Genomic DNA, 23,938 nt, shown 5'->3' on the forward strand with positions numbered 1-23,938 from the left:
AACAGCCTCTTGTCCGGCCAGCATTCCCTGCGATAACTGTGATGTTTCCCTCTCTATTCGTCATCTTCCATCTTGCCGCGAATGCGATCGAGCCTGTTTTGCAGTCATGCTTGAGTCCGGCAGGTGGCCCGCGGCATAGAGCAGCGCGACCAGCAGCAAGCCGCCCAGAAAGAGCCAGCGAGCGCTTCCCCAATGGCCGCTGTCCGTCATCAGGGCCGCCAGCAACAGGGGGCCAAGCAGCTGACCGAAGTTGGCGAGCTGGACAAAAAAGCCCTGCACGATGGCCAGTTGCACCGGCCCCTGACTCACTCCCTGCGCAGACGAGAGGATGGCTGGCGGCGCCATACCGCCCGCCAGGGAGAGGGCGAGGCAGAGCCCATAGGCCCACCAAGGTGACAGGCCGGGCCAGAAGGCGAGCATGCCACACAGCGCCATCAGGCCCAGTGCCCAGCTGATGAGCCGATCTCGTGCCACGCCCCGGCGCAGCAGCAATGCCCCCATCAGGTTGCCGGGAATATTGGCGACCACCGCCAGCGCCGAAAGCAGGGCGATCTGGCTTTGGCCAATCCCGGGGCTGCCTCGCAACATGGTCGGCAGCCAGACAAAGAGCGCCCAGAGCATCAGGCTGTAGAGCGTGAACGCCAACCCGTATCGCCAGAGTGCCTTCTGCCGGAGCACCGTGAGTTGGCGCAGCGGGTGACCCGAGTTGATCGAGTTTTGGGGTGCCCAGACCCGCAGTTTATCTGCTGAGCGACTGGCGAGCAGAAGCAGCAGGGCAGAGAGTTGCGGGATCATCAGGATCAGCCAGGCCAGTCGCCAGCCACCTTGTGCCGTGAGCCAGGGAGTAAGCAGCATACCCGCTGCCGCCCCGAGAGGCAGGTTGACTGCCCACAGGCTTATGGCCAGCCGTTTATCCTCCTCCCGGGTCACCGCCACGATAAAGGCGGGCATGGCCACCGAGACCAGCAAAAAGCCAATCCCCTCGACAATGCGCGACAGCAGCATCATGGTAAGCCCGGTGGCGGGCAGCGCCAACGCACCGCCTGTGACGATAACCAAAAGCCCGACAACCCCGGTTTGCCGCCCACTCCAGCGGGTCAGCAACAGGCCGAGAAAGAGACTGCAGAGGATCGCCAGCGTATTGAAAGCTGAGGCGAGATAGCTGGCTTCAACCAGTGTCAGCCCCAGCTCGTTGCGCAGTATGCCGAGTACGGCGGGCACTTTGCCAAGGCAGAGGGCGCCGCTGGCACCGGCAAAAATGGCGAGGAAGACCAGAGGCCAGCGCGTGCTTTGTGGCTGGTGGCCAGCGAGCGTGCTCATGGCCGATATTGGCCGTTGCGCAGCCACTCATCGTTGAGTTGACCAAATTCGCCGCGCTGATAGGCATGCAGCCGATCTGCAATGGCGTCGTGGCTGTTCATGACGAAGGGGCCATGTTTGACCAGGGGTTCATTGAGCGCCTGGCCTGAGAGCAGCACGAAGTGGCAGGGCTCGGTGGCCTCAAGCTGCAGAGCCACCGCCTCGCCGCCATCGGCAGAGAGGCTGACACCCATCCCGTGACCTGCCGGGATCAGGTGCCGCTCTCCCTCCGCCTGCAGGGTCAGCGATCCGGTTAGGGGATAGATCATGGCATTCCTGCCTGCCGCCAGCAGATGGGTGAAGCGGCTGCCGGGCGCGCAATGGCCATCGAGCAGGGTAAAGGGTTGGGGCAGTTCTGCCGAGTGTGGTGCCGTTATCCCGTTGCTGTGGCCTGCGACCACCCGTACTCGCCCCCCTTCGCCATGAAACTCGGGGATGGTGGCTGCGGCTGCGTGGACGGCAAAAGGCGACATCATCTTTTGACGGGCAGGCAGGTTGACGAAGATCTGCAGGGCGTGGACATAGGGCGATGCCCCTTCCGGCTGCTCGGTATGCACGGCCCCGCGCCCGGCCGCCAGCCAATGCAGCGCTCCCGGTTCGATGGGGCCCTGATTGCCGAGGGAGTCGTAGTTGACGTGGGGGCTCGTCGAATCCTCGAACAGATAGGTGACGGCAGAGATCCCGGCGTGGGGATGGGGCTCGAAGGTGGGGGCGGTCATCTGGAAGTGATCCACCATCACCACGGGGTCTATCAGACCGTTGAAAAAGTGTTCGCCAAAATGGCTGGCTGCAAAGCCGCTGCCAATGCGCAGCGGTTGGCCCTTGACGGGGGCGGAGAGAGTCAGGCGTCTGGTCATCGATATAACCTCTTGAAGACAAAAGAAGCCTTCAGTCATCTGACCGAAGGCGGGGCGAGTTACGACTTCTTGGCACCCTCTTGCATCTGCCACACCAGGGTGGCGAAAGGCATGTCGAGGGCGCTGTAGACATCGTGCGCCTTGGGGTCGACGTTGCTGCGCAGCATCTCGACCGCGGCGGAGGCGTAGTCGGTGACCGGGATACCGGCCCCCAGCAAGCGTTGCAGACCCGTGGTGCGCTTGGCTTCGTTGAAGGTGCCGGAGGCATCGAGCACCACCCGGGCATCATAGCCGGCAGCCTTGGCAGAGAGGGCCGGGAAGCTGGCGCAGATCTCGAGGGATACCCCGGCGATGATCAGTTGTTTGCGGCCGGTCTTCTCAATGGCGGCGCGCACGGCAGGATCGTCCCAGGCGTTGATGACGGTGCGGTTGATCACCTTCACATCCGGCAGGGCACTGGTCAGTTCAGGCATGGTGGGGCCCCACATGCCATCGGGCATGGTAGCGGTCACGATCACCGGCACGCCGAGGGCGCGGGCGGCGTTGGCCAGCGCCACCACGTTGTGCTTGAGCTCGCCCACCGTGGTGTCGCGCACGCCGCTCAGCAAGCCGACCTGATGGTCGACCAGCAGCAGTACCGCATTGTCTCGGGAGAGCATCTCCAGATAGCGGTTGGGTGATACTGTCGGATGGCTGGCAGCCTCGGCGGCCATGGCCGGTGTCGCTGTGGTGGTCAGCGTGGCGGTCAGGGTCGCCAGACCGAGCAGGGTGGCAGAGCAGATTTGTCGCAGTTTCATGGTGAACTCCTTGTGATATTGGAACAGTCAAACGGCCCTTGCTGGTGGGGCGGATTGCCCGCGCAGCAACCGTCTGATGGGGACAGGGCCATTATGATGGCTGCAAAAATGGCGACAATCTGGTGAAATAGGTTCTTATCGTTCTATTGGTGGAACGATGTGAATGCACCTCACCCTGACCAAGGCTGCCCGATGACACCACTGGAACTTGATTTGAATGATCTCTATCTCTTCACCCATGTGGTGCAGCGACAGGGATTCACTGCCGCCGCGCGGGCGCTTGGGGTGCCCAAGTCGCGGATCTCGCGCCGGATCCGGCTGCTGGAGGAGCGGCTGGATGCCCGGCTGCTGCAACGTACCTCACGCCAGCTCAGCTTGACCGATGCCGGTGAGGTGCTCTATCGCCACTGTCAGGCGATGCTGGCCGAAGCGCAGGCCGGAGAGGCGGCTGTGCGGCAACGGCAGCAGGAGCCGAGCGGTCTGGTGCGCATCAGCGTGCCCATTACCATTGCCGATGCGCTGCTTGCCCGCTTGCTGCCCGCTTTTATGGCGCAATACCCCAAGGTGAGGCTCGCCGTGCAAGCCAGCAATCGGCAAGTGGATCTGCTGGAGGAGGGGCTGGATGTGGTGATCCGCGGGGTGGCCTTCGAGCAGCCCCCCTCCAGTCTGGTGCAGGTGCCGCTCTGCACGGTGCAGTGGGGCGTGCTGGCGACCCCGGCGTGGCTCTCGCGCCACAATGCGCTGGCGCATCCACGCCAGCTGGAAGGAGAGGATGCCCTGCTTTTCAGCTCGCTTGAGCGTCAGGCCGATCTGCTGCGGCTGCGGCACGACAGTGGGGAGAGTGAGGAGGTGGCGGTCAATGTGCTGCTGCGCAGCGACAATGTGCAAACCCTCAAACAGGCGGCGCTGGCGGGGCTCGGGATGGTGGGCTTGCCACTTTACGCCTGCGTGAGTGAGTTGGCGGATGGGCGGCTGCAACAACTGCTGCCCGAGTGGCGTCCCAAAGATGGCAAGCTGGTGATGCTCTATCCCGCGCGGCGCGGTCTGTCACCGGCGGTCAGGGCCCTCATCGACTTTATCAAGGCGCAGTTGCCTGCACTGCTGGCAGAGGTCGGTCAGCCACGCTGAGGAGGGCTATCCCTCCATCTTGCGGCGAATGCGCTCGAACAGGCTCTGCAGGCAGGCTTGATCCCGATCGGCGGCCCGCACCGCGCCGTACATATGGCGACGGATACCGCTGCCGAGGGGGCGGGCGCAGAGCATCCCCTGTCTGACAAACTCGTCGCTGGCCCAGCGTGGCAAGGCGGCGACGCCGAGGCCGGCGGCGGCCATCTGCAGCATCACCGAGGTGTTGTCCACCGGCTTGCAGCGGGCGGGCTCCACCCCGGCGGGTTGCAAAAAGCGGCTGAAGATATCCATGCGGCTGCGCTCCACCGGATAGACCAGCAGCACCTCCGGCCCCAGATCGCCCGGCTCGATGCGGCTCTGCTGGCAGAGGGGATGATCCGGCGCCATCACCAGAGTCAGATCGAAGGCAAACAGCGGCTCGAAGTGGAGATCGCCGCGGGCCTGCACGTCCGAGGTGAGCAGCAGATCGAGCTGGCCGCCTAGCAGGGCATTGATGGCATCAAAGCCCGGCACTGACTCCACCTCCAGGTCCACCCCAGGCCACTGGCGGCGAAAATCGGGCAACAGCGGCAGCAGCCACTGTATGCAGCTGTGGCAATCGAGCGCCAGATGCAGCCTGCCCGCATCGCCGCTCTGCAGGGCCTGCAACTGCTTCTCGGTCTGGGCCAGGGCGGGCAGTACCTGACGGGCGAGGACGAGCAGCTGGCTGCCGGCTGCGGTCAGTACCAGCGGGCGGCTTTTGCGCAGGTAAAGCTCCAGATTTAGGCGGGTCTCCAGCTCTTTGAGCTGGTGGGAGAGGGCGGACTGGGTGAGGTTGAGGGTCAGCGCCGCACCGGCCAGCGAGCCCTGCTCGGCCAGCGCGGTCAATGTTTTCAAGTGTTTGATCTCTATCCCTGCATTGCTTGGCACTGCCATAAGATGGCTCCTTGTGAGATTGCGTCTGGCGCTGAGGTACGGTCGGCGGTGGCCTGCTGCGCTTCTTGACTCCTGCACCTCTTGCACCTGTAAAAATCGGCCTCTGTATCCTCGCGGTGAACCTGATTGGCGGTCAGTTGAGGATTATTTGAGAGCCACTTGAAGAGGATTCAATAGCCAGCGTCACCTTATCTTGTCATTTTGGATGTGTAAACATCTGGATGGCTAAATCATCCAGTTTCCCATCAGATGAATGAGCATAAGGAAATGAACCTATGACACGAGCACACACCCTGGGCTTCCCCCGTATCGGCGCCAAGCGCGAGCTGAAATTTGCCCTCGAATCCTACTGGCGTGGCGAGACCACTCAGGCCGAACTCGTTGCCGTGGGCAAGACGCTGCGTAAGCGCCACTGGCAGGCCCAGCACGGCGCCGGGGTCAATCTGCTGCCGGTGGGTGACTTTGCCTGGTACGATCAGGTGCTCGGTACCAGCCTGCTGGTGGATGCGGTGCCTGCCCGTCACCGTCATGGCGAGACCGATCTCGACACCCTGTTCCGGGTGGCCCGCGGCCGTGCGCCGACCGGCCCGGCGGCGGCCGCCGCCGAGATGACCAAATGGTTCAACACCAACTATCACTATCTGGTGCCGGAATTCAGCCGTGATCAGCGCTTCAAGCTGGGCTGGAACCAGCTGTTTGACGAGGTGGAAGAGGCTAAAGCACTGGGGCTGCCGGTCAAGGCGGTGCTGCTGGGACCGGTCTCTTATCTGTGGCTCGGCAAGGAAAAAGAGAGCGGCTTCTCCCGCCTTGAACTGCTCGATCGCCTGCTCATCGTCTATCAGGAGATCCTGGCCAAGTTGGCCGCCCAAGGGGTGGAGTGGGTGCAGATCGACGAACCGGCGCTGACGCTGGACTTGCCGGACGAGTGGCGGCTGGCTTACCTCAACGCCTACGAGCGCCTGAGCGGCCCCTGCAAGCTGCTGCTCACCACCTATTTCGGTTCGGTGGCCCATCAGCGCGACATCATCACCAGCCTCAAGGTAGATGGCCTGCATCTGGATCTGGTGGCCGCCCCCGAGCAACTGGAGACCCTGGTGCCGCATCTGCCCGCCCAGTGGGTCATCTCAGCCGGGGTGATCAACGGCCGCAACGTCTGGCGTGCCAATCTGGCCAAGCTGGCGCCGACTCTGAAGGCACTGAAAGCCAAACTCGGCGAGCGGCTCTGGGTGGCCTCATCCTGCTCATTGCTGCACAGCCCGGTGGATTTGACCCTGGAGCAGGAGCTGGATCCCCAGACCCGCAGCTGGTTCGCCTTCGCCTTGCAAAAATGTTTCGAGCTGGGACTGCTCAGAGAGTATCTGGATGGGGGCGAGCTCGACAAAATCACCGCCTACAGCCAGCCCATCGTGGATCGGGAGTCCGACAGCCGGGTGCACAAAAAAGCGGTGCAGTCACGGCTCGCCAGCCTCACCAACAGCGATTTTGATCGCCACAGCCCCTATCCGGTCAGGGCCGAGCTGCAGCGCTCGGATCTCAAACTGCCGCTGCTGCCCACTACCACCATCGGCTCCTTCCCGCAGACCTCGCAGATCCGGGTATTGCGGCAGGATTGGCGCGCTGGTCGCATCGATGACAGCGCCTACGAGGCTGGCATTAAGGCTGAGATCCGCGATGCCATCGCGCGTCAGGAGGCCATCGGGCTGGACGTGCTGGTACATGGCGAGGCCGAGCGCAATGACATGGTGGAGTATTTTGGTGAGCTGCTGGATGGCTTTGCCATCACCCGCTTCGGTTGGGTACAGAGCTATGGCTCCCGCTGCGTCAAGCCGCCGGTGATCACCCGTGACATCGACCGCCCGACTCCCATGACGCTCGAATGGACCCGATTTGCCCAGAGCCTGACCGACAAGCCGGTCAAGGGGATGCTGACCGGTCCTGTGACCATCCTCTGCTGGTCCTTCCCGCGCGAAGATGTGAGCCGCGAGCAATCGGCCCTGCAAATCGGGCTGGCTATTCGCGACGAGGTGGCAGATCTGGAAGCCGCCGGCATCAAGATCATCCAGATCGACGAACCGGCGATCCGTGAAGGCTTGCCCCTGCGCAAGCAGGATCATCAGGCCTATCTCGATTGGGCTGTGCGCGCCTTCCGTCTGAGCGCAAGCCCGGTGGCGGACAGCACCCAGATCCACACCCACATGTGCTACAGCGACTTCAACCTCATCATCGAGGCGGTGGCGGCGCTGGATGCGGACGTGATCACCATCGAGACCAGCCGCAGCCAGATGCAGCTGCTCGAAGCGTTCGAGCGCTTCAACTACCCCAACGAGATTGGCCCGGGCGTCTACGACATCCACTCGCCGAACGTGCCGAGCCAGAGCTGGATTGAGGGGTTGCTGCGCAAGGCGGCCAAACAGCTCCCGGCCGAGCGGCTCTGGGTCAACCCGGATTGCGGCCTCAAAACCCGCGGCTGGGAAGAGACAGAGGCCGCCCTCAAGGTGATGGTTGATGCCACCAAGGCGCTGCGGGCCGAGCTGGCGTAACCGGCAAACCGTGACCGCCATCGGTAAGGTGGCGTGCTGACAAACGAACGAGAGAGGGGAAGCCATTGCTGCCTCTCTCTTTTTTCGTTGGCCACTTTTCCACTGGATCCTGAACCTTGCCGCAGCCTGCTTTGCACTAGGCTCAGAGTTGGCAGAAGTGGATGGAGTCGCGGCCATGAGAGTCAGTCTGGGGAGCGCAATCCTGTGGGGATTGCTGATGTGGCAGAGTGCATGGGCGGCGCCAGCGGCTGAGTTGAAGCTGGTCTACTTTGACGACTTTGCCCCATATTCGTGGCGTGACGAACAGGGGAATATGCGCGGGCTGATGATCGACGTGATGGATCGGGTGGCTGCACAGATGGAACTGCGGGTACGCCATGAAGGTTATCCGTGGCAACGGGCGCAAAAACTGGTGCGGATGGCGCAGGCCGATGGCTTTGTCACCATCGCCACTCAGGAACGGCGCAGCTATACCCTGGTTGTGGAAGAGCCGGTCACCACCACTGTGCTAACCATTTTTACCCAGCGCGCCCATCCCCGCATGGTGGAGTTTCATCGAGCCAGCCGCTTGAGCGACTTCAAATCACTTACCTTTCTCGACTATTTCGGTAACGGCTGGGGCAAGGAGAATCTGGCGGGCTTCACCGTTCATCACACCATCAATGTTGATAATGTCTTCAAAATGCTGGCGGCGGGTCGGGGGGATCTGATGGTGACCGACCCACTGGTGGCACGCTTCAAACTCAACCAGCTGGGATTGTCCGGGCAGGTGGTCGAGGTGCCGCTGCAGCTTGCCTCTACCCCGTTCAATCTCTGCATCGGCAAGCACTCCCGCTTCAATACCCGGATAACCGAGTTCAACCGTGCCCTGCAACAGCTGCGACAAAGCGGCGAGTTGGCGCGTATCGTCGAACGCTATCGTTGATGCGCGGCCGCCATCTGCTGTTTGCCAACGGCGTGTTTATCTTGGCGCCATATCGGCGATGGTTGCCCAGAAGGCATCGATCAAGGGCCCCTTGCTGTGGGGCGGACGGATAAGGCCAATGGTCCAGCAGGCTTCCCCGTCTCTCAAGGGGAGGGTGAGGACATCCGGGTGCTCTATGGTGGTGGAGGAGGGAACCAGGGTCCAGGCGATCTCTGCCGCCGCGGTGGCGACGCCAGCGGCGAAGTCGTTGACGTACTGGATATCGCGAAAACGCAGCCCGCTCTGGGCCAGATAGTTCATCAGGTGATCGTAAAACGACGGGGCCTTGTCCCGACGCAGGATCGCCAGCGGCTTGTCCACCAGATCCGCCAACTCCCTCACATCGCGGTAGCTGGCGGGCAGCACGGCGACAAAGTGGGCTTCGACCACTGGCAGGGCGTGCCACCCCTTGGGGGCGGGCAGGCGGCAAAAACCGAGATCCAGCTTGCCTTCACTGAGCGCCAGTAGCTGGTGGTGGGTAGAGAGGTCGTTGAGCTCAATGGTCACTTGCGGCCGCTCGGCGCGAAAACGGGCGATGGCGGCGGGCACCAGGATTTTGGTGGCCACGCCAAAGCCGATGCGCAGGGTGCCGACATTGCCCGCCAGCACGTCGCGGGCGGTGCGCGAGAGCTGCTCGCTCTGGATGACCACAGCGCGGGCATCCTCATACAGCGCCCTGCCCAGTCCGGTGAGGCGAGTGGTACTGGCGTTGCGCTCGAACAGCTCGCCGCCCAGCTCCTCCTCCAGCCGCCTTATCTGTTTGCTCAGGGCCGACTGGGTAACGTGCTGGCGTACCGCCGCCTGGCCGAAGTGCAGCACCTCCCCCAGAGTGACGAAGGCTTTCAGATCCCGTAGCTCCATCAGGGCTCCTTTCATTCCTGTTGGGAATGTTGAGTGGTCAAATTTGTCATTGGACGGAATTTTAGAAGTGTTGGATGCTTATGCCAATTCATTTCGGATGCCCCGGCACGGGGGCGCCGAGTTATCAGAGATGGCTGACACCATCAGCGCAGAAGGAGCAACACCAGATGCATCACCACAAGTTCAACGACTTCCCGAGCGATTTTCTGTGGGGCGCCGCCTCCGCCGCCTATCAGGTGGAGGGGGGCTGGAATGCCGATGGCAAGGGGCCCTCGGTGTGGGATCTCTTCACCAAGCTGCCGGGCAAGACCTTTGAGGGGAGCAACGGCGATGTGGCGGTCGATCACTACCACCGCATGGAAGAGGACGTGGCGCTGATGGCCGAGATGGGGCTCAAGGCCTACCGCTTCTCGGTGAGCTGGCCGCGCATCTATCCCACCGGTCGGGGGGAGGTGAACGAGGCGGGGCTGGCCTTCTACGAGAAGCTGATCGATACCCTCTTGGCCCACCAGATCGAGCCGGTGCTGACCCTTTATCACTGGGATCTGCCGCAGGCGCTGCAAGATGAGTACGGCGGCTGGGAAGACCGACGCATTATCGAGGATTTCGAGCGCTACTGCGTGACCCTCTATCAGCGTTTTGCCGGCAAGGTGAAGTACTGGGTGTCGCTTAACGAGCAGAATTACAACCTGACCAATGCCTATCAGCTCGGCACTCATCCGCCGGCCGTGCAGGATCGCAAGCGCTTCTTTGCCGCCAACCATATCGCGTTTCTGGCCAACGCCCGAGTGATCAAGGCGTTTCGCCAGCATGTGCCAAATGGCCTCATCGGCCCGAGCTTTGCCTACTCCCCTGCCTATCCGGCGTCGTGCGATCCGAAAGATATGCTGGCCTATGAGAACGCCGAGGAGTTCAACAACCTCTGGTGGCTGGATGCCTACTGCTTTGGCCGCTATCCGCAGGCGGCGCTCGCTTACTTGCGGGAAAACGGTGAGGCGCCGGAGATCCTGCCGGGCGATATGGAGCTGCTGCGAGAGGGGACGCCCGACTACATCGGCGTCAACTACTACTACACCCTGACCTACACCGATAACCCCTTGGGTGGTCAGACCCTGCAGCGGATCAACACCACCGGCAAGAAGGGGACTACGCCATCGAGCGGCATCCCCGGCCTCTACAAGACGGCGCCCAATCCGCACCTTGAGACCAGCAACTGGGATTGGGCCATCGACCCGACCGGGATGCGCATCGCGTTGCGTCGCCTCTCTTCCCGCTATGGTCTGCCGCTGATGATCACCGAGAACGGCCTTGGCGAGTTCGACAAGCTGGAGGCGGGCGACAAGGTGAACGATGTGTACCGCATCGATTACCTGCGCAGCCACGTCAAGGCGTGCCAGGAGGCGATGCAGGATGGGGTGGAATTGCTCGGCTACTGCGCCTGGTCGTTCACCGACATCCTGAGCTGGCTCAACGGCTATCAGAAGCGCTACGGCTTCGTCTATGTGGAGCGTGACGAGCAGGGGGGCTCCCTTCGCCGGATCAAGAAAGCGAGCTTCCACTGGTACAGCCAGGTGATTGCGAGCCAGGGTAAGCAGCTCTGACGGTTTATCGCGTCGCGTAACAAGCGGGCCCGGGCAATCCCCGGGCCCGCGCTGTTTGTGGCGGGGGAGAGGGGGCAAGCCGGTTTCTCTCTGTGCGACTCACCCCTGTTTGCTGATTTTTGTCCTGCCAAAGCCGCCGACCCCTGCTATTATCTGCGGCCGAACATGAGCCAATAAAAATCAGGATATCGTGATGACTGACCACACTTTTATTCCCGGCAAGGACGCGGCGCTGGAAGACTCCATCGAACGCTTCCAGACCAAGCTGCAAGCCTTGGGCTTTGATATTGAAGAGGCCTCCTGGCTCAACCCCGTGCCGAACGTCTGGTCGGTGCATATTCGGGACAAAGAGTGCGCCCTCTGCTTCACCAACGGCAAGGGTGCCAGCAAGAAGGCGGCCCTCGCGTCTGCCCTTGGCGAATATTTCGAGCGTCTCTCCACCAACTACTTCTTCGCCGACTTCTATCTGGGCGAGCAGGTCGCCAACGGCGATTTCGTTCACTACCCGAACGAAAAGTGGTTCCCCATCGAGGGTGACCAGTTCCCGGCCGGTCTGCTCGACAGCTTCACCCGCAAGTTCTACAACCCGGACGGTGAAGTGACCGCCGACATGCTGGTGGATCTGCAGTCAAACAACGAGGAGCGTGGTATCGTCGCGCTGCCGTTCGAGCGTCAGTCCGATCACGAGACCGTCTACATCCCGATGAACATCATCGGCAACCTCTATGTCTCCAACGGCATGAGCGCCGGCAACACCAAGACCGAAGCGCGCACTCAAGCGCTCTCCGAAGTGTTCGAGCGCCACGTGAAGAACAAGATCATCGCCGAGGCCATCAGCCTGCCGTTGATCCCGGACGAGGTCATTGCCCGTTATCCGGGGATTGCCGCCTCCATCGCCGCCCTCGAAGCGGAAGGCTTCCCCATTTACAGCTTCGATGCTTCTCTCGGTGGCCGCTATCCGGTCATCTGTGTGGTGCTGCTCAACCCGAGCAACGGTACCTGCTTTGCCTCCTTCGGCGCCCACCCGCGCTTCGAAGTGGCCTTCGAGCGGACCGTCACCGAGTTGCTGCAGGGCCGCGGTCTCAAGGATCTCGACGTGTTCGTGCCGCCGTCATTCGACAACGAGCAGGTAGCGGATCACCACAACCTCGAGACCCACTTCATCGACTCCTCGGGCCTCATCAGCTGGGATCTGTTCAAGCAGGATGCGGACTTCGAGTTTGCCGACTGGGACTTCCGTGGCACCTCGCAGGAGGAGTTCGATCACCTGATCGGCATCTTCCATGAGCTGGAGCAGCCGGTCTATATCGCCGACTACGAGCATCTGGGTGTCTACGCCTGCCGCATTCTGGTGCCGGGTATGTCCGACATCTATCCGGCCGAAGATCTGCTGCTGGCCAACAACAACATGGGCGCTAACCTGCGCGAAGTGATCCTGGCGCTGCCATCACTGGATTGGGATGCCGAGCAGTACATGGCGTTGTTTGATCAACTGGATGAAGAGGGGCACGACGAGCGTACCCGTGTACGCGAGCTGCTGGGCATCGCCGCTGCCAAGGGGACCGCGCTGCACACCCTGCGCGTTGGCGAGCTGAAAGCCATGCTGGCGCTGGCCGCCGGTGAGCTGGAGACCGCACTGGATCTCATCGACTGGACCATGGAGTTCAACCAGTCGGTGTTCACTGCCGAGCGAGCCAGCTACTACCGCGCCCTGCGTTCCTGCGTCGAGTTGTTCCTCGACGAGGAGCGGGATCCGGAGCAGTATCGCGCCGTCTTCACCCGCATGTATGGCGAAGAGACGCTGGCACAGGCATGGGCCAACGCCACTGGCGAAGCACGCTTCCACGGGCTGGAGGCGGCCGATCTGTCGCTCTCCCAGTTCCCGCTGCACCAGAAGTTGCTGGCGGCCTACGAGAAGCTGCAGAAGGCCAAGCGAGCCCATCACTGGGCGTGATCGTTGCTGTAAAGGAAGGGGCCGTGTGGCCCCTTCTGTTTATCGTGCGACAAGGCACGGGATTGTTATTCAAAGATGAAATAAAAAACAAAAAATACCCCTAAGGGGGTTGATGGCAGGGCAGGGGATGTGCTGTCGATCTGCAAAGATATCTTGCCAATGCCACATTTCCATGCTCTAGAATAAATTCTTTAAAATCATTGCATTAAAAATGTGATATTTCTGTTTCAGCTGATACCTGGTGTAAAGTGGCGTAGCCATCGCACTAAAATATTTGTAGTAAAATTACATTCGCACTCTGATAAACTTGATCAATGTCAATTTTGGCTATTTGGCCCTTTGTTATGATTTCAACAGGCAAAACATTCAGGTAGAAAATAATTGAAAGCTGAATCTCCATTCGATTGTCTCAAGCCCGAAGCCATCGCTGCACTGGCTGAAGACATCACCTATGCCAAGGCTACCAAGCCGGCATACAAGGTCATTCCACTGGCCATCACCGCAGGCGCTTTCATCGCCATCGCATTTATCTTCTACATCACAGTGACGACCGGAACCGGCTCCATGCCTTGGGGTATGGCCAAGTTGGTGGGCGGTCTCTGCTTCTCTCTCGGACTTATTCTCTGTGTGCTGCTCGGTGCCGAGCTGTTCACCTCCACTACCCTGACGCTGGTGGCCAAGGCTGCCAATCGCATCAGCTGGGCTCAGCTGCTCAAGAACTGGGGGCTGGTTTACTTCGGCAACCTGATTGGTGGTCTGTTGATGGTGGCGCTGATCATCGTTTCTGCCGAGTACACGGCAGCAGACGGTCAGTGGGGCCTTAACGCCCTCAAAGTGGCCCAACACAAAATTCACCACACCTTCTTCGAAGCGGTGGCGCTGGGTATCCTCTGTAACCTGATGGTATGTCTTGCTGCCTGGATGGCCTTTGGTGCCCGCAGCGCGACTGACAAGGTAGTGGTTATGCTGCTGCCGGTTGCCATGTTCGTTGCCTCAGGTTTCGAGCACAGCATCGCAAACATGTTTATGATTCCGGTTGGTATCGCTATCCACAGCGTGGCTAGTCCGGAATTTTGGCAGGCCATCGGCCAGGATCCGGCAACCTTTGCTGACCTGACCGTATCCAACTTCGTCCTACACAACCTCATCCCCGTGACCATCGGCAATATCATCGGTGGTGGCGTGATGGTTGGTCTGACTTACTGGTTTATCTTCCGTCGTCATCATTAAGGATGATTGCGGGATACTACATCAATACCGTGTGAGGTAATGAAAAATGGCAGAACTTAACGAACAGTTCCAAAAAGCATGGGAAGGCTTCGCGGCCGGTGAATGGCAGACCTCTGTCAACACCCGTGACTTCATCCAGAAGAACTACACCCCGTATGAAGGTGACGAGTCCTTCCTGGCTGGCGCGACCGAAGCGACCACCAAGCTGTGGGACAAGGTCATGGAAGGGATCAAAATCGAGAACCGCACTCATGCGCCGGTTGATTTTGATACTGACCTGCCCTCCACCATTACCGCACACGATGCCGGTTATATCGATCAGAGCCTGGAGCAGATCGTTGGTCTGCAGACTGACAAGCCGCTGAAGCGCGCCATCATCGCCAACGGCGGTATCAAGATGGTTAAAACTTCTTGCGAAGTGTACGGTCGTCAACTGGACCCGATGGTCGAGAAGATCTTCACCGAATACCGCAAGACTCACAACCAGGGCGTGTTTGACGTTTACACCAAAGACATCCTGAACTGCCGTAAGTCTGGTGTTATCACCGGTCTGCCGGATGCCTACGGCCGTGGCCGTATCATCGGTGACTACCGTCGTGTTGCTCTGTACGGTGTTGACTTCCTGATGGCCGACAAACTGGCCCAGTTCAAGTCCCTGCAGGCTGACCTGGAAAACGGCGTCAACCTGGAAGCCACCATCCGTCTGCGCGAAGAGATCTCCGAGCAGCACCGTGCCCTGGCACAGATGAAGGTGATGGCTGCCAAGTACGGTTGCGATATCTCCGTACCGGCCAAGAACGCCAAAGAAGCCGTACAGTGGACCTACTTCGCCTACCTGGCGGCAGTCAAGTCCCAGAACGGTGCAGCCATGTCCTTCGGTCGTACCTCCAGCTTCCTGGATATCTACATCGAGCGTGACCTGCAAAAAGGCCTGATCACCGAGCAAGAAGCCCAGGAGCTGATGGACCACATGGTCATGAAGCTGCGTATGGTTCGCTTCCTGCGTACTCCGGAATACGATTCACTGTTCTCCGGCGACCCGATGTGGGCGACCGAGACCCTGGCTGGTATGGGCGTTGACGGCCGTACTCTGGTCACCAAGAACAGCTTCCGTATGCTGAACACCCTGTACACCATGGGCCCGTCCCCTGAGCCGAACCTGACCATCCTGTGGTCCGAGAAGCTGCCGGTCGGTTTCAAAAAGTACTGTGCCAAGGTATCCATCGAGACCTCTTCCGTTCAGTACGAGAACGACGATCTGATGCGTCCGGATTTCAACAACGATGACTACGCCATCGCTTGCTGTGTATCCCCGATGATCGTTGGTAAGCAGATGCAGTTCTTCGGTGCTCGTGCCAACCTGGCCAAAACCATGCTGTATGCAATCAACGGTGGTATGGACGAGAAGCTCAAGATCCAGGTCGGTCCGAAAACCGAGATGGTCAAGTCCGAGTACCTCGACTACAACGACGTAATGGATCGTCTGGACCACTTCATGGATTGGCTGGCCAAGCAATACGTTGCTGCGCTGAACATCATCCACTACATGCACGACAAGTACAGCTACGAAGCCTCTCTGATGGCGCTGCACGACCGTGACGTATATCGCACCATGGCGTGTGGTATCGCTGGTCTGTCCGTAGCCGCGGACTCCCTGTCTGCCATCAAGTACGCCAAGGTCAAGCCGATTCGTGACGAAGATGGCGTTGCCATCGACTTCGAAATCGAAGGCGAATACCCGCAGTTCGGTAACAACGACGCTCGCGTCGATGATATCGCCTGTGACCTGGTTGAGCGCTTCATGAAGAAGATTCAGAAGCTGAACACCTACCGTGGTGCTGTTGCTACCCAGTCTGTTCTGACCATCACCTCCAACGTGGTATATGGCAAGAAGACCGGTAATACCCCAGATGGCCGTCGTGCCGGTGCTCCGTTCGGCCCGGGTGCAAACCCGATGCACGGTCGTGACCAGAAAGGTGCTGTTGCTTCCCTGACTTCCGTAGCCAAGCTGCCGTTCGCTTACGCTAAAGATGGTATCTCCTATACCTTCTCCATCGTTCCGAACGCACTGGGTAAAGATATGGAAGCCCAGAAAGCCAACCTGGCTGGCCTGATGGACGGTTACTTCCACCACGAATCCAACGTAGAGGGTGGTCAGCACCTGAACGTTAACGTGATGAACCGTGAAATGCTGCTGGACGCCATGGAAAACCCGGAGAAATATCCGCAGTTGACCATCCGCGTATCCGGTTATGCCGTTCGCTTCAACTCTTTGACCAAAGAGCAACAGCAAGACGTCATCACCCGTACCTTCACTGCTTCTCTGTAATCGAGAGATAGTGAGCAAAAACCGGCGCCAAGGCGCCGGTTTTTTTATGCGTGCGATTCAGGGGGAGTAATCATCCCCTGTGAATCGCCCCCAGTTCCATCGCAACCACAACAGTTATTACTGGGGATTTGAAGAGGATCAAGGGGAGGGGCTCACCAGGATTGACCTAGGCACCGTCTGTAATGCGATTATGCTTTATTCGCGCTCTAAGGGGATAGGCGGTTGCTCTGCCTGCCATTGCATCAGTGTTGCTATGGCTCGTGGAACAGCTGATCAGGTTTAAGGGGTGAACAGAGGCGCCATCGCGGGTATCAAGCAATACCCATAAGCCTGTGACTATGGAATCATTCTCTGCCTCTGCCTCTGCCTCTGCCTCTGCCTCTGCCTCTGCCTCTGCCTCTGCCTCTGCCTCTGCCTCTGCCTCTGCCTCTGCCTCTGCCTCTGCCTCTGCCTCTGCCTCTGCCTCTGCCTCTGCCTCTGCCTCTGCCTCTGCCTCTGCCTCTGCCTCTGCCTCTGCCTCTGCCTCTATCTCTCTCAATGCGCAGCTGGGAGGGGGTCTGGTTTAGCCAGCCAGATATGTGTGAAGCTACAAACCCTGCTTGCAGAAACAACAAGGGCTGCACATTGTGCAGCCCTTGCCTCTGGAGAATAGCGGGTTGAGCGTGTCAGCTGGCCCAGGTGATGATGTGATCGATCCATTCACCCGCCTGATCCTCGTGAATGACTTTGCCACGGACGGATTGACCAGCCTGATGCATAGCGGAACGACTGCCGGTCAGCAGAGGATGCCACTCTGGAAGAGCGTCACCTTCAGACAGCAGGCGATATGCGCAGGTTGAGGGGAGCCAGTCATATTCGGCGATCTTGTCATGGGTGATCTGCAGACAGTCAGGCTCTTTTTTGAAACGATTGGCGTAATCAGAGCACTGACAGGTCTTGGTGTTAAGCAAATTGCAGGCGACATTGGTGAAAACCAGTTCGTCGGTATCTTCATCGATCAGCTTGTTGAGGCAGCATTTTCCGCAACCATCGCAGAGGGATTCCCATTCGGATTCAGTCATCTGCTGCAGACTCTTGGTCTGCCAAAAGGGGGTTTGCATCATACCGCTCACTTATTACACCTGATAAAACGCGTGGTTATACCCCTTGTTACCCGGTATTTCAAGGAGAGGGTCACTCCGGTGAGCAAATTGTCGTGACCAGCTCAAATGAATGCAATGACTTTCAGCCTCATCATATTGCTCAAACGGGTTCGCTGGTGGGCAGGAAGTCCCGCAGGTTTGAATACTTGGGCTGCATGATTGTCCAGTTCAGGTTTTATTTTCTGCTTCTTTATCCGTTTCATCATTTGATGTTTGTCTGCTTGCAGCAAGCAGGGTCAAATGATCTTCGATGCCTGCCGTCAGGCTGTTGCACGCTTGTCTTTCAAATAAAGCCGCTGGTCACATATTGTTTGCGCCCTTCTGTCACTGCGACCCGCGGGAGAGCCTGCGTAGGCGTTCGTCTTTTGTCTTAATGATTGAGATAGATATCTTGCTCTGCATAGGCCAGCAGAGGTGTGCCGAGGTTAGTCCGTTTCGCGCCAAAGAAGCGGGTGAGTACGCCAGATTGCTGTCCCAGTCGCTGCAGCTTGACGTGATCCAGCTCGATCTGCTCGGGTAGCCAGGTAAATACGGCGGCGCAGTGACCATTGCCCAGACTGCGCTCCAGGGTTTGCTGCCAGTTCTTGATTTTGGGGCTATGTACCACCAGCACTCTCTTGGGATCGATACCTCGCTCTTCCAGACGGCTGACTGTGGGGCGTCCCGGCGGTGCGATCAACAAGATCCAGCCGGTATGAGCCTCCCCAAGCTTTGTCAGCTCGCTCAGAAACTGATCATCAGACTGGATAGTCACACCATAATGAGCCAACTCCGCTTTGCAGGCGGTTCTGGTTGGCCAGGGCTTGCTCATGACACGATTCATCGCAAAGGGCAGTGAGTGCAGGGGCTGGTTCATATATGGGGTTCCTGTATGAATATCCAAGCTGTATGCGTATACAGTAGTTCTATCCTGTGGCAGTGACAAGGTGTTTTTGCTGAAAAATGTGATGGTGTTGGCATGTGTCGTTAGTAAGATTATGTTTTTAAACACTATTTAATATAAAGCTGGTTGGGTGTTTTTTGTACTATGGACAAACCTTGCGTAACCGCCCATGGTTATACAGGTCATTTACAGGAGGTGCCGCCATGGATATCAGTACCTTGCAACGTCTTGATGCCAACATCTTGCTGGGCATCATCAATGAGAAGCTAAGGCTTGAGTGTGACGGGTTGGAGGAGTTGCTGGCCTATTACGATATGAGTGAAGAGCAGCTGGCAGGACGTCTGGATCAGATTGGGTACCATTACGATCCATTGAGTAATCAGTTCAAGGCACATCTTTAAGGGTGCAATGATTGCTTCATATTTATACGGTAATTTTTCAGGCACATTGAAATCGGTTTCAATGTGCCGTCTTGCTGCCTATTTTCAGGGATTTTCAAGGCTTGGCAATCTCTGAAAACCTATTCATGCCAAAATATTTTTATTGTTTCATTAAGTTTATGATAATAAAGGGAATGTTTGTTTTTGTGCGATCAATTAAAGGAAAGGGTTTTCAAGCTTTTCAGGCTGTTTTTATCGGTTAAAGTGTGACTTGCGTTAACTTTTAATTCTGCCGCTTTAGTTAGTATTCTCACGCCGGTACATATTTTGAGATAACAACAGCGCCGGTCCCGCAAGCGGGATAACAATTTTATTTGTAACGAAGGAATATGGTTTATGGCTACCAAGAAGAAGACAGACCAGGATCTCCAACTGGATAAAGATCAGCTCAAGGCGAGTATCGTGCGTCACCTGCGTTCTACCTTGGGTACAAGCGAACAGAAAGCCTCTCCCGAAGCGTGGTGGAAAGCCACTGCTGCGGCTGTCAATGAACAGGTGTACGAGCGCCTGACCCGCACTCAGCAGACTCATTTCAAGAAAGATACTCGTGCGATTCACTATCTCTCTGCTGAATTCCTGATGGGACGATTGACTTCCAACAACCTGCACAACCTCTCCCTCTACAAGACTTGCGAAGAGGCGCTGGGCGAACTCGGTCTGGAACTGACCGACCTGTGCGAACAAGAGCCGGACATGGCACTTGGCAACGGCGGCCTGGGTCGTCTGGCTGCCTGCTTTATTGACTCGCTGGCCACTCTGAACTATCCGGCGGTTGGTTACGGTATCCACTACGAACACGGTCTGTTCCGTCAGGAAATCCAGGATGGCCGCCAGATCGAGCGTCCGGACTCTTGGCGTGAATATGGCAACCCCTGGGAGATCTGCCGCCCCGAGTCGGTGCAAGACGTGCCGCTCTATGGCTACGTCGAGACCGTGTTTGGTGACAATGGCGGCCTGAAGAAGGTATGGCACGCCGGTCGCAAGATTAAAGGGGTGCCTTGGGATATTCCGGTGGTCGGTTTTGGCGGTCACACCGTCAACATCTTGCGTCTGTGGGAATCCCGCGCCTCCGAGTTTTTCGACTGGGACGTGTTCAACGCCGGTGGTTACATCGACTCCCAGGCTGAGAAAGCCCAGGCCGAGACCATCTCCAAGGTGCTGTATCCGAACGATGAGACCGATGCAGGTAAAGAGCTGCGTCTGATCCAGCAGTACTTCTTCTGTGCTTGCTCCATCAAGGACATCATGCGCCGCTACAAGCGGGTCCATGGCAGTGACTTCAGCAACTTTGCCGCGCAAATTGCCATTCAGCTCAACGATACTCACCCGACTGTCGCCATCCCGGAGCTGATGCGGGTGCTGGTTGACGAGGAAGATCTGAACTGGGATGCCGCTTGGGCTATCTGCTATCAGGTCTTCTCTTATACCAACCACACTCTGCTGCCGGAAGCGCTGGAGAAGTGGTCGGTCAGCCTGTTCGAGAAAGTACTGCCTCGCCATCTGGAGGTGATTTACGAGATCAACGCCCGCTTCCTGAACGAGTTGGTGGAGCCCAAGTGGCCGGGCAACGATGCTATCAAAGCCAAGCTCTCCATCATCGAAGAGGGAGATGTGCGCAAGGTTCGCATGGGCAACCTGTGCGTGATCGGTTCGTCTAAAGTGAACGGTGTGGCCGAGATCCACTCCAAGCTGGTGAAGGAAGATCTCTTCCCCGAGTATGCCGAGCTGTGGCCGGAAAAAATGTGCAACGTGACCAACGGGGTGACCCCGCGTCGTTGGCTGCTGGCGTGCAACCCGGAACTGGCTGGACTCTACAACGAAGTAGTGGGCAAGGAGTGGCCGCTGCAACTGGACAAACTGCGTGGCGTGGTGAAGTTTGCCGACGACAAGGCGTTCCAGCAGCAGTTCATGACCATCAAGCGTCACAACAAAGAGAAGCTGGTCAAGGTCATCAAAGACGAAACCGGTATCGATGTCAGTGCCGAGGCGATCTTTGACGTTCAGATCAAGCGTCTGCACGAGTACAAGCGCCAGCAGCTGAACCTTATTCACATCATGGCGCTCTATCGTCGCCTGCTGGCCAACCCGGACTATGACATGCACCCACGCGTGTTTATCTTCGGCTCCAAAGCTGCGCCCGGTTACAAGCTGGCCAAAGACATCATCTATGCCATCAACAAGCTGGCGGATCGGGTCAATAACGATGCTCGTATCCAGGGCAAGCTGAAAGTGGTGTTCATGCCGAACTACCGCGTGAGTCTGGCCGAGAAGCTGATCCCGGCGGCAGATGTCTCCGAGCAGATCTCCACTGCAGGTTATGAAGCATCCGGTACCGGCAACATGAAGATGGCACTCAACGGTGCAATCACCATCGGGACGCTGGATGGAGCCAACATCGAGATCGCTGAAGAGGCGGGTGCCGAAAACTGTGCCATCTTCGGTCTGAACGTGGACGAAGTGAAGTCGCTGAAAGCGCGCGGTTACAACCCGTATGACTTCTACTATGCCAACTCCGAGCTCAAAGCCGTGCTGGACTGGTTTGATACCGACTACTTCACGCCTGGTCGTCCGGGTGAGCTGGCCTCCATCAAGCGCTCCTTGTTGGAAGGGGGAGACCCTTACCTGACCTTGGCGGACTTCCAGTCCTACTCGGATGCACACAAGCTGATCGATACCTGGTATCGGGATCCGGCACTGTGGGCGAAGAAGGCCATCATCAACTCGGCCACCATGGGTAAGTTCAACTCCGACCGCTCTATTCAGGACTATGTGGATCGGATCTGGGATCTGAAGGCCTGCAACATAGGCTAATCGGATTCATAAATGAGAAAACCCCCGCAATGCGGGGGTTTTTGTTTATTGGGGGGAGCTGGATCAGAGGATATCGCCAACGAAGTAGGCCAGCAGGGCGAGCAACACGGTAAAGACCACGTTCAGAGCCATACCGGCTTTCATCATCTCCCTCTGGCGGATGTGGCCACTGGCAAAGACTATGGCATTGGGCGGCGTGGCGACCGGCAGCATAAAGGCACAGGAGGCACCGATAGCGATCAACACCGACATCACCACAGGTGATACACCCAGCGCCTCGGCGACACCGGCAAACAGGGGAACCAGCAGCGCGGCGGTGGCGGTGTTGGAGACCAGCTCGGTCAGGAACACCACGAAGGCGGCCAGCATAAGCAATACGACAAAAATGTTGGCGTTGGAGAGCACGGCCGACAGATGGCTGGCCAGGAAGGCGCTGGTACCAGTGGCTTTGAGAATGGCGCTCAGGGTCAGACCGCCGCCAAACAGCATCAGTACGCCCCAGTCGGTGTTCTGGTTGACGTCATCCCAGCTGGCGACACGGCTGACCACGATGGCTACGATGGCACCCATGGCAATCAGGGTGTCGAGTTGCGGAATACCGCCAAAGGCGTTGGAGATCGGTTGTGAGCCGATCCAGAGCACAACGGTGGTCAGGAAGATTGCCAGGGTCACTTTACGCTCGCGGGTCCAGTTGATGGTGACATCCAGGATCTCGACGCGGTGGCTGAGACGCGGGCGGGTTACCAGATAGAGCAGGGCAATGCCGCAGGGCATCAGGATCAGCACTACTGGAACACCGAATTTCATCCAGTCAGTGAAGCCAATCCCCATCTGGGCGGCTGCGATGGCGTTGGGTGGGCTACCCACCAGGGTACCGATGCCGCCGATACTGGCGCTGTAGGCGATCCCCAGCAATACGAAGACGAAGGTGGCGCGCTCTTTTTTGCTATCGAGGCGTGCCAGCATACCGATCGCCAGTGGCAGCATCATGGCGGTGGTAGCGGTGTTGCTGATCCACATCGACATGGCGGCTGTGATGGTAAAGAGCAGGATGACGCCCCAACCCAGATGACCATTGGCCAGGTGCATCACCTTGCCTGCCATCAGGGTGTCCAGTCCCTGTTTTGAGAGGGCTGCCGCGAGGGCGAAACCGCCAAAAAAGAGGAACAGGATCGGGTTGGCAAAATCGGTGAGGGATTTGCTCATGTCAAACACCCCGAGCACGGTAGCCAGCAGGGGTACCAGCAGCGCGGTGATGGTGACGTGCAGTGCTTCGGTCAGCCAGAGGATGGCGATAAAGACCAGAATGCCCAGCCCCTTGTTGACCATGGGGTCAAACGGGAGCCAGGCGAGCATGGCACAAAGTAGCAAAACATCCAGGATGACGATCCCTGATTTGATGTCCAGCCAGCGAGATGGAGCAGAGGGTACAGCTGATGTGTGCATAATGTTCTCTCGGTTAATTTATGGTTGTTTTTGTGTTGCCGAGATTACATCCATTCACTTGTTTGAAACAGACTCACATGTTGAAAATCAGCCTCTACTCACATACTCATTGATAAAAATGAGGAAATGAACACATAAATAAAACATGTGCGAAATATAAATCAAACATCCATGAACTGTTCCAGCCACTGCTTGAACATGTTCTTGGGCAAGGATCCATTTATCTGGTTCACCAGTTTACCCTGTTTGAAGACCATCAGGGTGGGGATGCTGCGAATGGCGTAACGGGCGGCAATGGTGCTCTGTTGCTCGGTATCGACTTTGACAAAGCGCATCCGAGGTTCGAGTTCATGGGCAACCTCATGAAATACCGGAGCAAACTGCTGGCATGGGCCGCACCAGCTGGCCCAGAAATCGACCACGACCGGGATATCTGAGTTGATCAGGGTATCGAAGTTATCCGCCTTCCCGAGGCAAGGGGTCTGGCTGAACAGGAGGGCTTTGCAGCGCCCGCATTTGGCAGATGTATCGATATGGGTAACGGGCAGGCGGTTCCTGGTAAAGCAGTGGCTACAATAAGTAGTGATAAATGACATAATTGGTTCCTTCTAAATCAGCTCTGGCCGGGGATATGATGAGAAGCCAGAATGAAGCAATCGCGAAACAATAGCGAAATATCAG

The 23,938-nt window shown here is 58.1% G+C and carries 19 protein-coding genes; 9 read left to right on the forward strand and 10 right to left on the reverse strand.

The features are described from left to right. Nucleotides 1-60: 60 nt before the first annotated feature. Genes ACTG20_RS11120 through ACTG20_RS11130 form a run of 3 tightly spaced genes read right to left on the reverse strand, consistent with a single transcriptional unit; the run spans nucleotide 61 to nucleotide 3,013 of the window. Nucleotides 61-1,320 (reverse strand): MFS transporter, encoded by a 1,260-nt coding sequence (locus tag ACTG20_RS11120; protein WP_194496117.1) that lies wholly within the window; start codon nucleotides 1,318-1,320, stop codon nucleotides 61-63. Beyond that, nucleotides 1,317-2,216 carry a pirin family protein gene (locus ACTG20_RS11125; protein WP_194496118.1) on the reverse strand — a complete coding sequence of 300 codons (900 nt, stop codon included), beginning with the start codon at nucleotides 2,214-2,216 and terminating at the stop codon, nucleotides 1,317-1,319. The genes ACTG20_RS11120 and ACTG20_RS11125 overlap by 4 nt, the downstream gene beginning before the upstream one ends. A 59-nt stretch (nucleotides 2,217-2,275) precedes the next feature. Further along, the gene (locus tag ACTG20_RS11130; RefSeq protein WP_111900615.1) at nucleotides 2,276-3,013 is read right to left on the reverse strand and encodes an isochorismatase family protein; all 738 of its coding nucleotides are present in this window, start codon (nucleotides 3,011-3,013) and stop codon (nucleotides 2,276-2,278) included. A gap of 192 nt (nucleotides 3,014-3,205) precedes the next feature. Here ACTG20_RS11130 and ACTG20_RS11135 point away from each other — a divergent pair, with 192 nt between their 5' ends. Further along, nucleotides 3,206-4,141 carry a LysR substrate-binding domain-containing protein gene (locus ACTG20_RS11135; RefSeq protein ID WP_194496119.1) on the forward strand — a complete coding sequence of 312 codons (936 nt, stop codon included), beginning with the start codon at nucleotides 3,206-3,208 and terminating at the stop codon, nucleotides 4,139-4,141. A gap of 6 nt (nucleotides 4,142-4,147) precedes the next feature. On the opposite strand, the gene ACTG20_RS11140 is transcribed toward ACTG20_RS11135, so the two are convergent. Beyond that, nucleotides 4,148-5,056, reverse strand: coding sequence for a LysR substrate-binding domain-containing protein (locus ACTG20_RS11140; protein ID WP_115521839.1), 909 nt, complete (start codon nucleotides 5,054-5,056; stop codon nucleotides 4,148-4,150). Nucleotides 5,057-5,331: 275 nt separating this feature from the next. On the opposite strand from ACTG20_RS11140, the gene metE reads away from it, so the two are divergent. Then, nucleotides 5,332-7,596: a 5-methyltetrahydropteroyltriglutamate--homocysteine S-methyltransferase gene (gene metE / locus ACTG20_RS11145; RefSeq protein ID WP_194496120.1), complete on the forward strand. Its 2,265-nt coding sequence runs from the start codon at nucleotides 5,332-5,334 to the stop codon at nucleotides 7,594-7,596. 175 nt (nucleotides 7,597-7,771) lie between these two features. Next, entirely contained in the window at nucleotides 7,772-8,521 is a 750-nt protein-coding gene (locus tag ACTG20_RS11150) for a substrate-binding periplasmic protein (protein WP_194496121.1), read from the forward strand. A gap of 36 nt (nucleotides 8,522-8,557) precedes the next feature. Here the strand turns inward: ACTG20_RS11150 and ACTG20_RS11155 are convergent, their stop codons facing one another. Continuing rightward, entirely contained in the window at nucleotides 8,558-9,421 is an 864-nt protein-coding gene (locus ACTG20_RS11155) for a LysR family transcriptional regulator (protein ID WP_040069378.1), read from the reverse strand. Between the two features lie 167 nt (nucleotides 9,422-9,588). Between ACTG20_RS11155 and ACTG20_RS11160 the strand changes: the two genes are divergently transcribed. The 4 genes from ACTG20_RS11160 to pflB all read left to right on the forward strand — a co-directional run bounded on the left by ACTG20_RS11160 (nucleotide 9,589) and on the right by pflB (nucleotide 16,535). Beyond that, complete coding sequence (locus ACTG20_RS11160; protein ID WP_158109222.1) at nucleotides 9,589-11,022, forward strand: glycoside hydrolase family 1 protein; 1,434 nt, start codon at nucleotides 9,589-9,591, stop codon at nucleotides 11,020-11,022. A 193-nt stretch (nucleotides 11,023-11,215) separates the two neighbouring features. Further along, nucleotides 11,216-12,976, forward strand: a complete 1,761-nt coding sequence (gene ycaO / locus ACTG20_RS11165; RefSeq protein ID WP_194496122.1) for a 30S ribosomal protein S12 methylthiotransferase accessory factor YcaO — start codon at nucleotides 11,216-11,218, stop codon at nucleotides 12,974-12,976. A gap of 381 nt (nucleotides 12,977-13,357) precedes the next feature. Continuing rightward, nucleotides 13,358-14,206, forward strand: a complete 849-nt coding sequence (gene focA, locus ACTG20_RS11170; RefSeq protein ID WP_005333620.1) for a formate transporter FocA — start codon at nucleotides 13,358-13,360, stop codon at nucleotides 14,204-14,206. Between the two features lie 46 nt (nucleotides 14,207-14,252). Beyond that, entirely contained in the window at nucleotides 14,253-16,535 is a 2,283-nt protein-coding gene (pflB, locus tag ACTG20_RS11175; protein WP_005352571.1) for a formate C-acetyltransferase, read from the forward strand. A 166-nt stretch (nucleotides 16,536-16,701) separates the two neighbouring features. Here the strand turns inward: pflB and ACTG20_RS11180 are convergent, their stop codons facing one another. The 3 genes from ACTG20_RS11180 to ACTG20_RS11190 form a co-directional block, all read right to left on the reverse strand. Next, a complete protein-coding gene (locus tag ACTG20_RS11180) occupies nucleotides 16,702-17,073 on the reverse strand; it encodes a hypothetical protein (protein ID WP_440008008.1) in 372 nt (123 codons plus the stop codon). 127 nt (nucleotides 17,074-17,200) lie between these two features. Next, complete coding sequence (locus ACTG20_RS11185) at nucleotides 17,201-17,635, reverse strand: YcgN family cysteine cluster protein (RefSeq protein ID WP_164979952.1); 435 nt, start codon at nucleotides 17,633-17,635, stop codon at nucleotides 17,201-17,203. A gap of 412 nt (nucleotides 17,636-18,047) precedes the next feature. Beyond that, a complete protein-coding gene (locus ACTG20_RS11190) occupies nucleotides 18,048-18,533 on the reverse strand; it encodes a cell division inhibitor (RefSeq protein WP_005333614.1) in 486 nt (161 codons plus the stop codon). A gap of 230 nt (nucleotides 18,534-18,763) precedes the next feature. Here ACTG20_RS11190 and ACTG20_RS11195 point away from each other — a divergent pair, with 230 nt between their 5' ends. Continuing rightward, a complete protein-coding gene (locus ACTG20_RS11195) occupies nucleotides 18,764-18,961 on the forward strand; it encodes a DUF4250 domain-containing protein (RefSeq protein WP_005333612.1) in 198 nt (65 codons plus the stop codon). Nucleotides 18,962-19,336: 375 nt separating this feature from the next. Further along, nucleotides 19,337-21,811, forward strand: coding sequence for a glycogen/starch/alpha-glucan phosphorylase (locus ACTG20_RS11200; RefSeq protein WP_194496123.1), 2,475 nt, complete (start codon nucleotides 19,337-19,339; stop codon nucleotides 21,809-21,811). A 63-nt stretch (nucleotides 21,812-21,874) separates the two neighbouring features. Here the strand turns inward: ACTG20_RS11200 and ACTG20_RS11205 are convergent, their stop codons facing one another. Then, entirely contained in the window at nucleotides 21,875-23,257 is a 1,383-nt protein-coding gene (locus ACTG20_RS11205; protein ID WP_194496124.1) for an SLC13 family permease, read from the reverse strand. A gap of 161 nt (nucleotides 23,258-23,418) precedes the next feature. Then, nucleotides 23,419-23,853 (reverse strand): thioredoxin TrxC, encoded by a 435-nt coding sequence (gene trxC, locus ACTG20_RS11210; protein ID WP_069555989.1) that lies wholly within the window; start codon nucleotides 23,851-23,853, stop codon nucleotides 23,419-23,421. Nucleotides 23,854-23,938 lie beyond the last annotated feature (85 nt).

The organism is Aeromonas sp. 84A (assembly GCF_051919345.1).
In the GTDB taxonomy this organism is placed as follows: Bacteria; Pseudomonadota; Gammaproteobacteria; order Enterobacterales; family Aeromonadaceae; genus Aeromonas; species Aeromonas veronii.

What these genes read in the sequence shown, in the direction of transcription:
- ycaO (WP_194496122.1), top strand. Translation starts at nt 11,216, where the DNA reads ATGACTGACCACACTTTTATTCCCGGCAAGGACGCGGCGCTGGAAGAC.
- metE (WP_194496120.1), top strand. Translation starts at nt 5,332, where the DNA reads ATGACACGAGCACACACCCTGGGCTTCCCCCGTATCGGCGCCAAGCGC.
- ACTG20_RS11120 (WP_194496117.1), bottom strand. Translation starts at nt 1,320, where the DNA reads ATGAGCACGCTCGCTGGCCACCAGCCACAAAGCACGCGCTGGCCTCTG.
- ACTG20_RS11205 (WP_194496124.1), bottom strand. Translation starts at nt 23,257, where the DNA reads ATGCACACATCAGCTGTACCCTCTGCTCCATCTCGCTGGCTGGACATC.
- ACTG20_RS11200 (WP_194496123.1), top strand. Translation starts at nt 19,337, where the DNA reads ATGGCTACCAAGAAGAAGACAGACCAGGATCTCCAACTGGATAAAGAT.
- ACTG20_RS11185 (WP_164979952.1), bottom strand. Translation starts at nt 17,635, where the DNA reads ATGCAAACCCCCTTTTGGCAGACCAAGAGTCTGCAGCAGATGACTGAA.
- ACTG20_RS11150 (WP_194496121.1), top strand. Translation starts at nt 7,772, where the DNA reads ATGAGAGTCAGTCTGGGGAGCGCAATCCTGTGGGGATTGCTGATGTGG.
- ACTG20_RS11130 (WP_111900615.1), bottom strand. Translation starts at nt 3,013, where the DNA reads ATGAAACTGCGACAAATCTGCTCTGCCACCCTGCTCGGTCTGGCGACC.
- ACTG20_RS11140 (WP_115521839.1), bottom strand. Translation starts at nt 5,056, where the DNA reads ATGGCAGTGCCAAGCAATGCAGGGATAGAGATCAAACACTTGAAAACA.
- ACTG20_RS11125 (WP_194496118.1), bottom strand. Translation starts at nt 2,216, where the DNA reads ATGACCAGACGCCTGACTCTCTCCGCCCCCGTCAAGGGCCAACCGCTG.
- pflB (WP_005352571.1), top strand. Translation starts at nt 14,253, where the DNA reads ATGGCAGAACTTAACGAACAGTTCCAAAAAGCATGGGAAGGCTTCGCG.
- ACTG20_RS11155 (WP_040069378.1), bottom strand. Translation starts at nt 9,421, where the DNA reads ATGGAGCTACGGGATCTGAAAGCCTTCGTCACTCTGGGGGAGGTGCTG.
- trxC (WP_069555989.1), bottom strand. Translation starts at nt 23,853, where the DNA reads ATGTCATTTATCACTACTTATTGTAGCCACTGCTTTACCAGGAACCGC.
- ACTG20_RS11135 (WP_194496119.1), top strand. Translation starts at nt 3,206, where the DNA reads ATGACACCACTGGAACTTGATTTGAATGATCTCTATCTCTTCACCCAT.
- ACTG20_RS11160 (WP_158109222.1), top strand. Translation starts at nt 9,589, where the DNA reads ATGCATCACCACAAGTTCAACGACTTCCCGAGCGATTTTCTGTGGGGC.
- ACTG20_RS11195 (WP_005333612.1), top strand. Translation starts at nt 18,764, where the DNA reads ATGGATATCAGTACCTTGCAACGTCTTGATGCCAACATCTTGCTGGGC.
- ACTG20_RS11190 (WP_005333614.1), bottom strand. Translation starts at nt 18,533, where the DNA reads ATGAACCAGCCCCTGCACTCACTGCCCTTTGCGATGAATCGTGTCATG.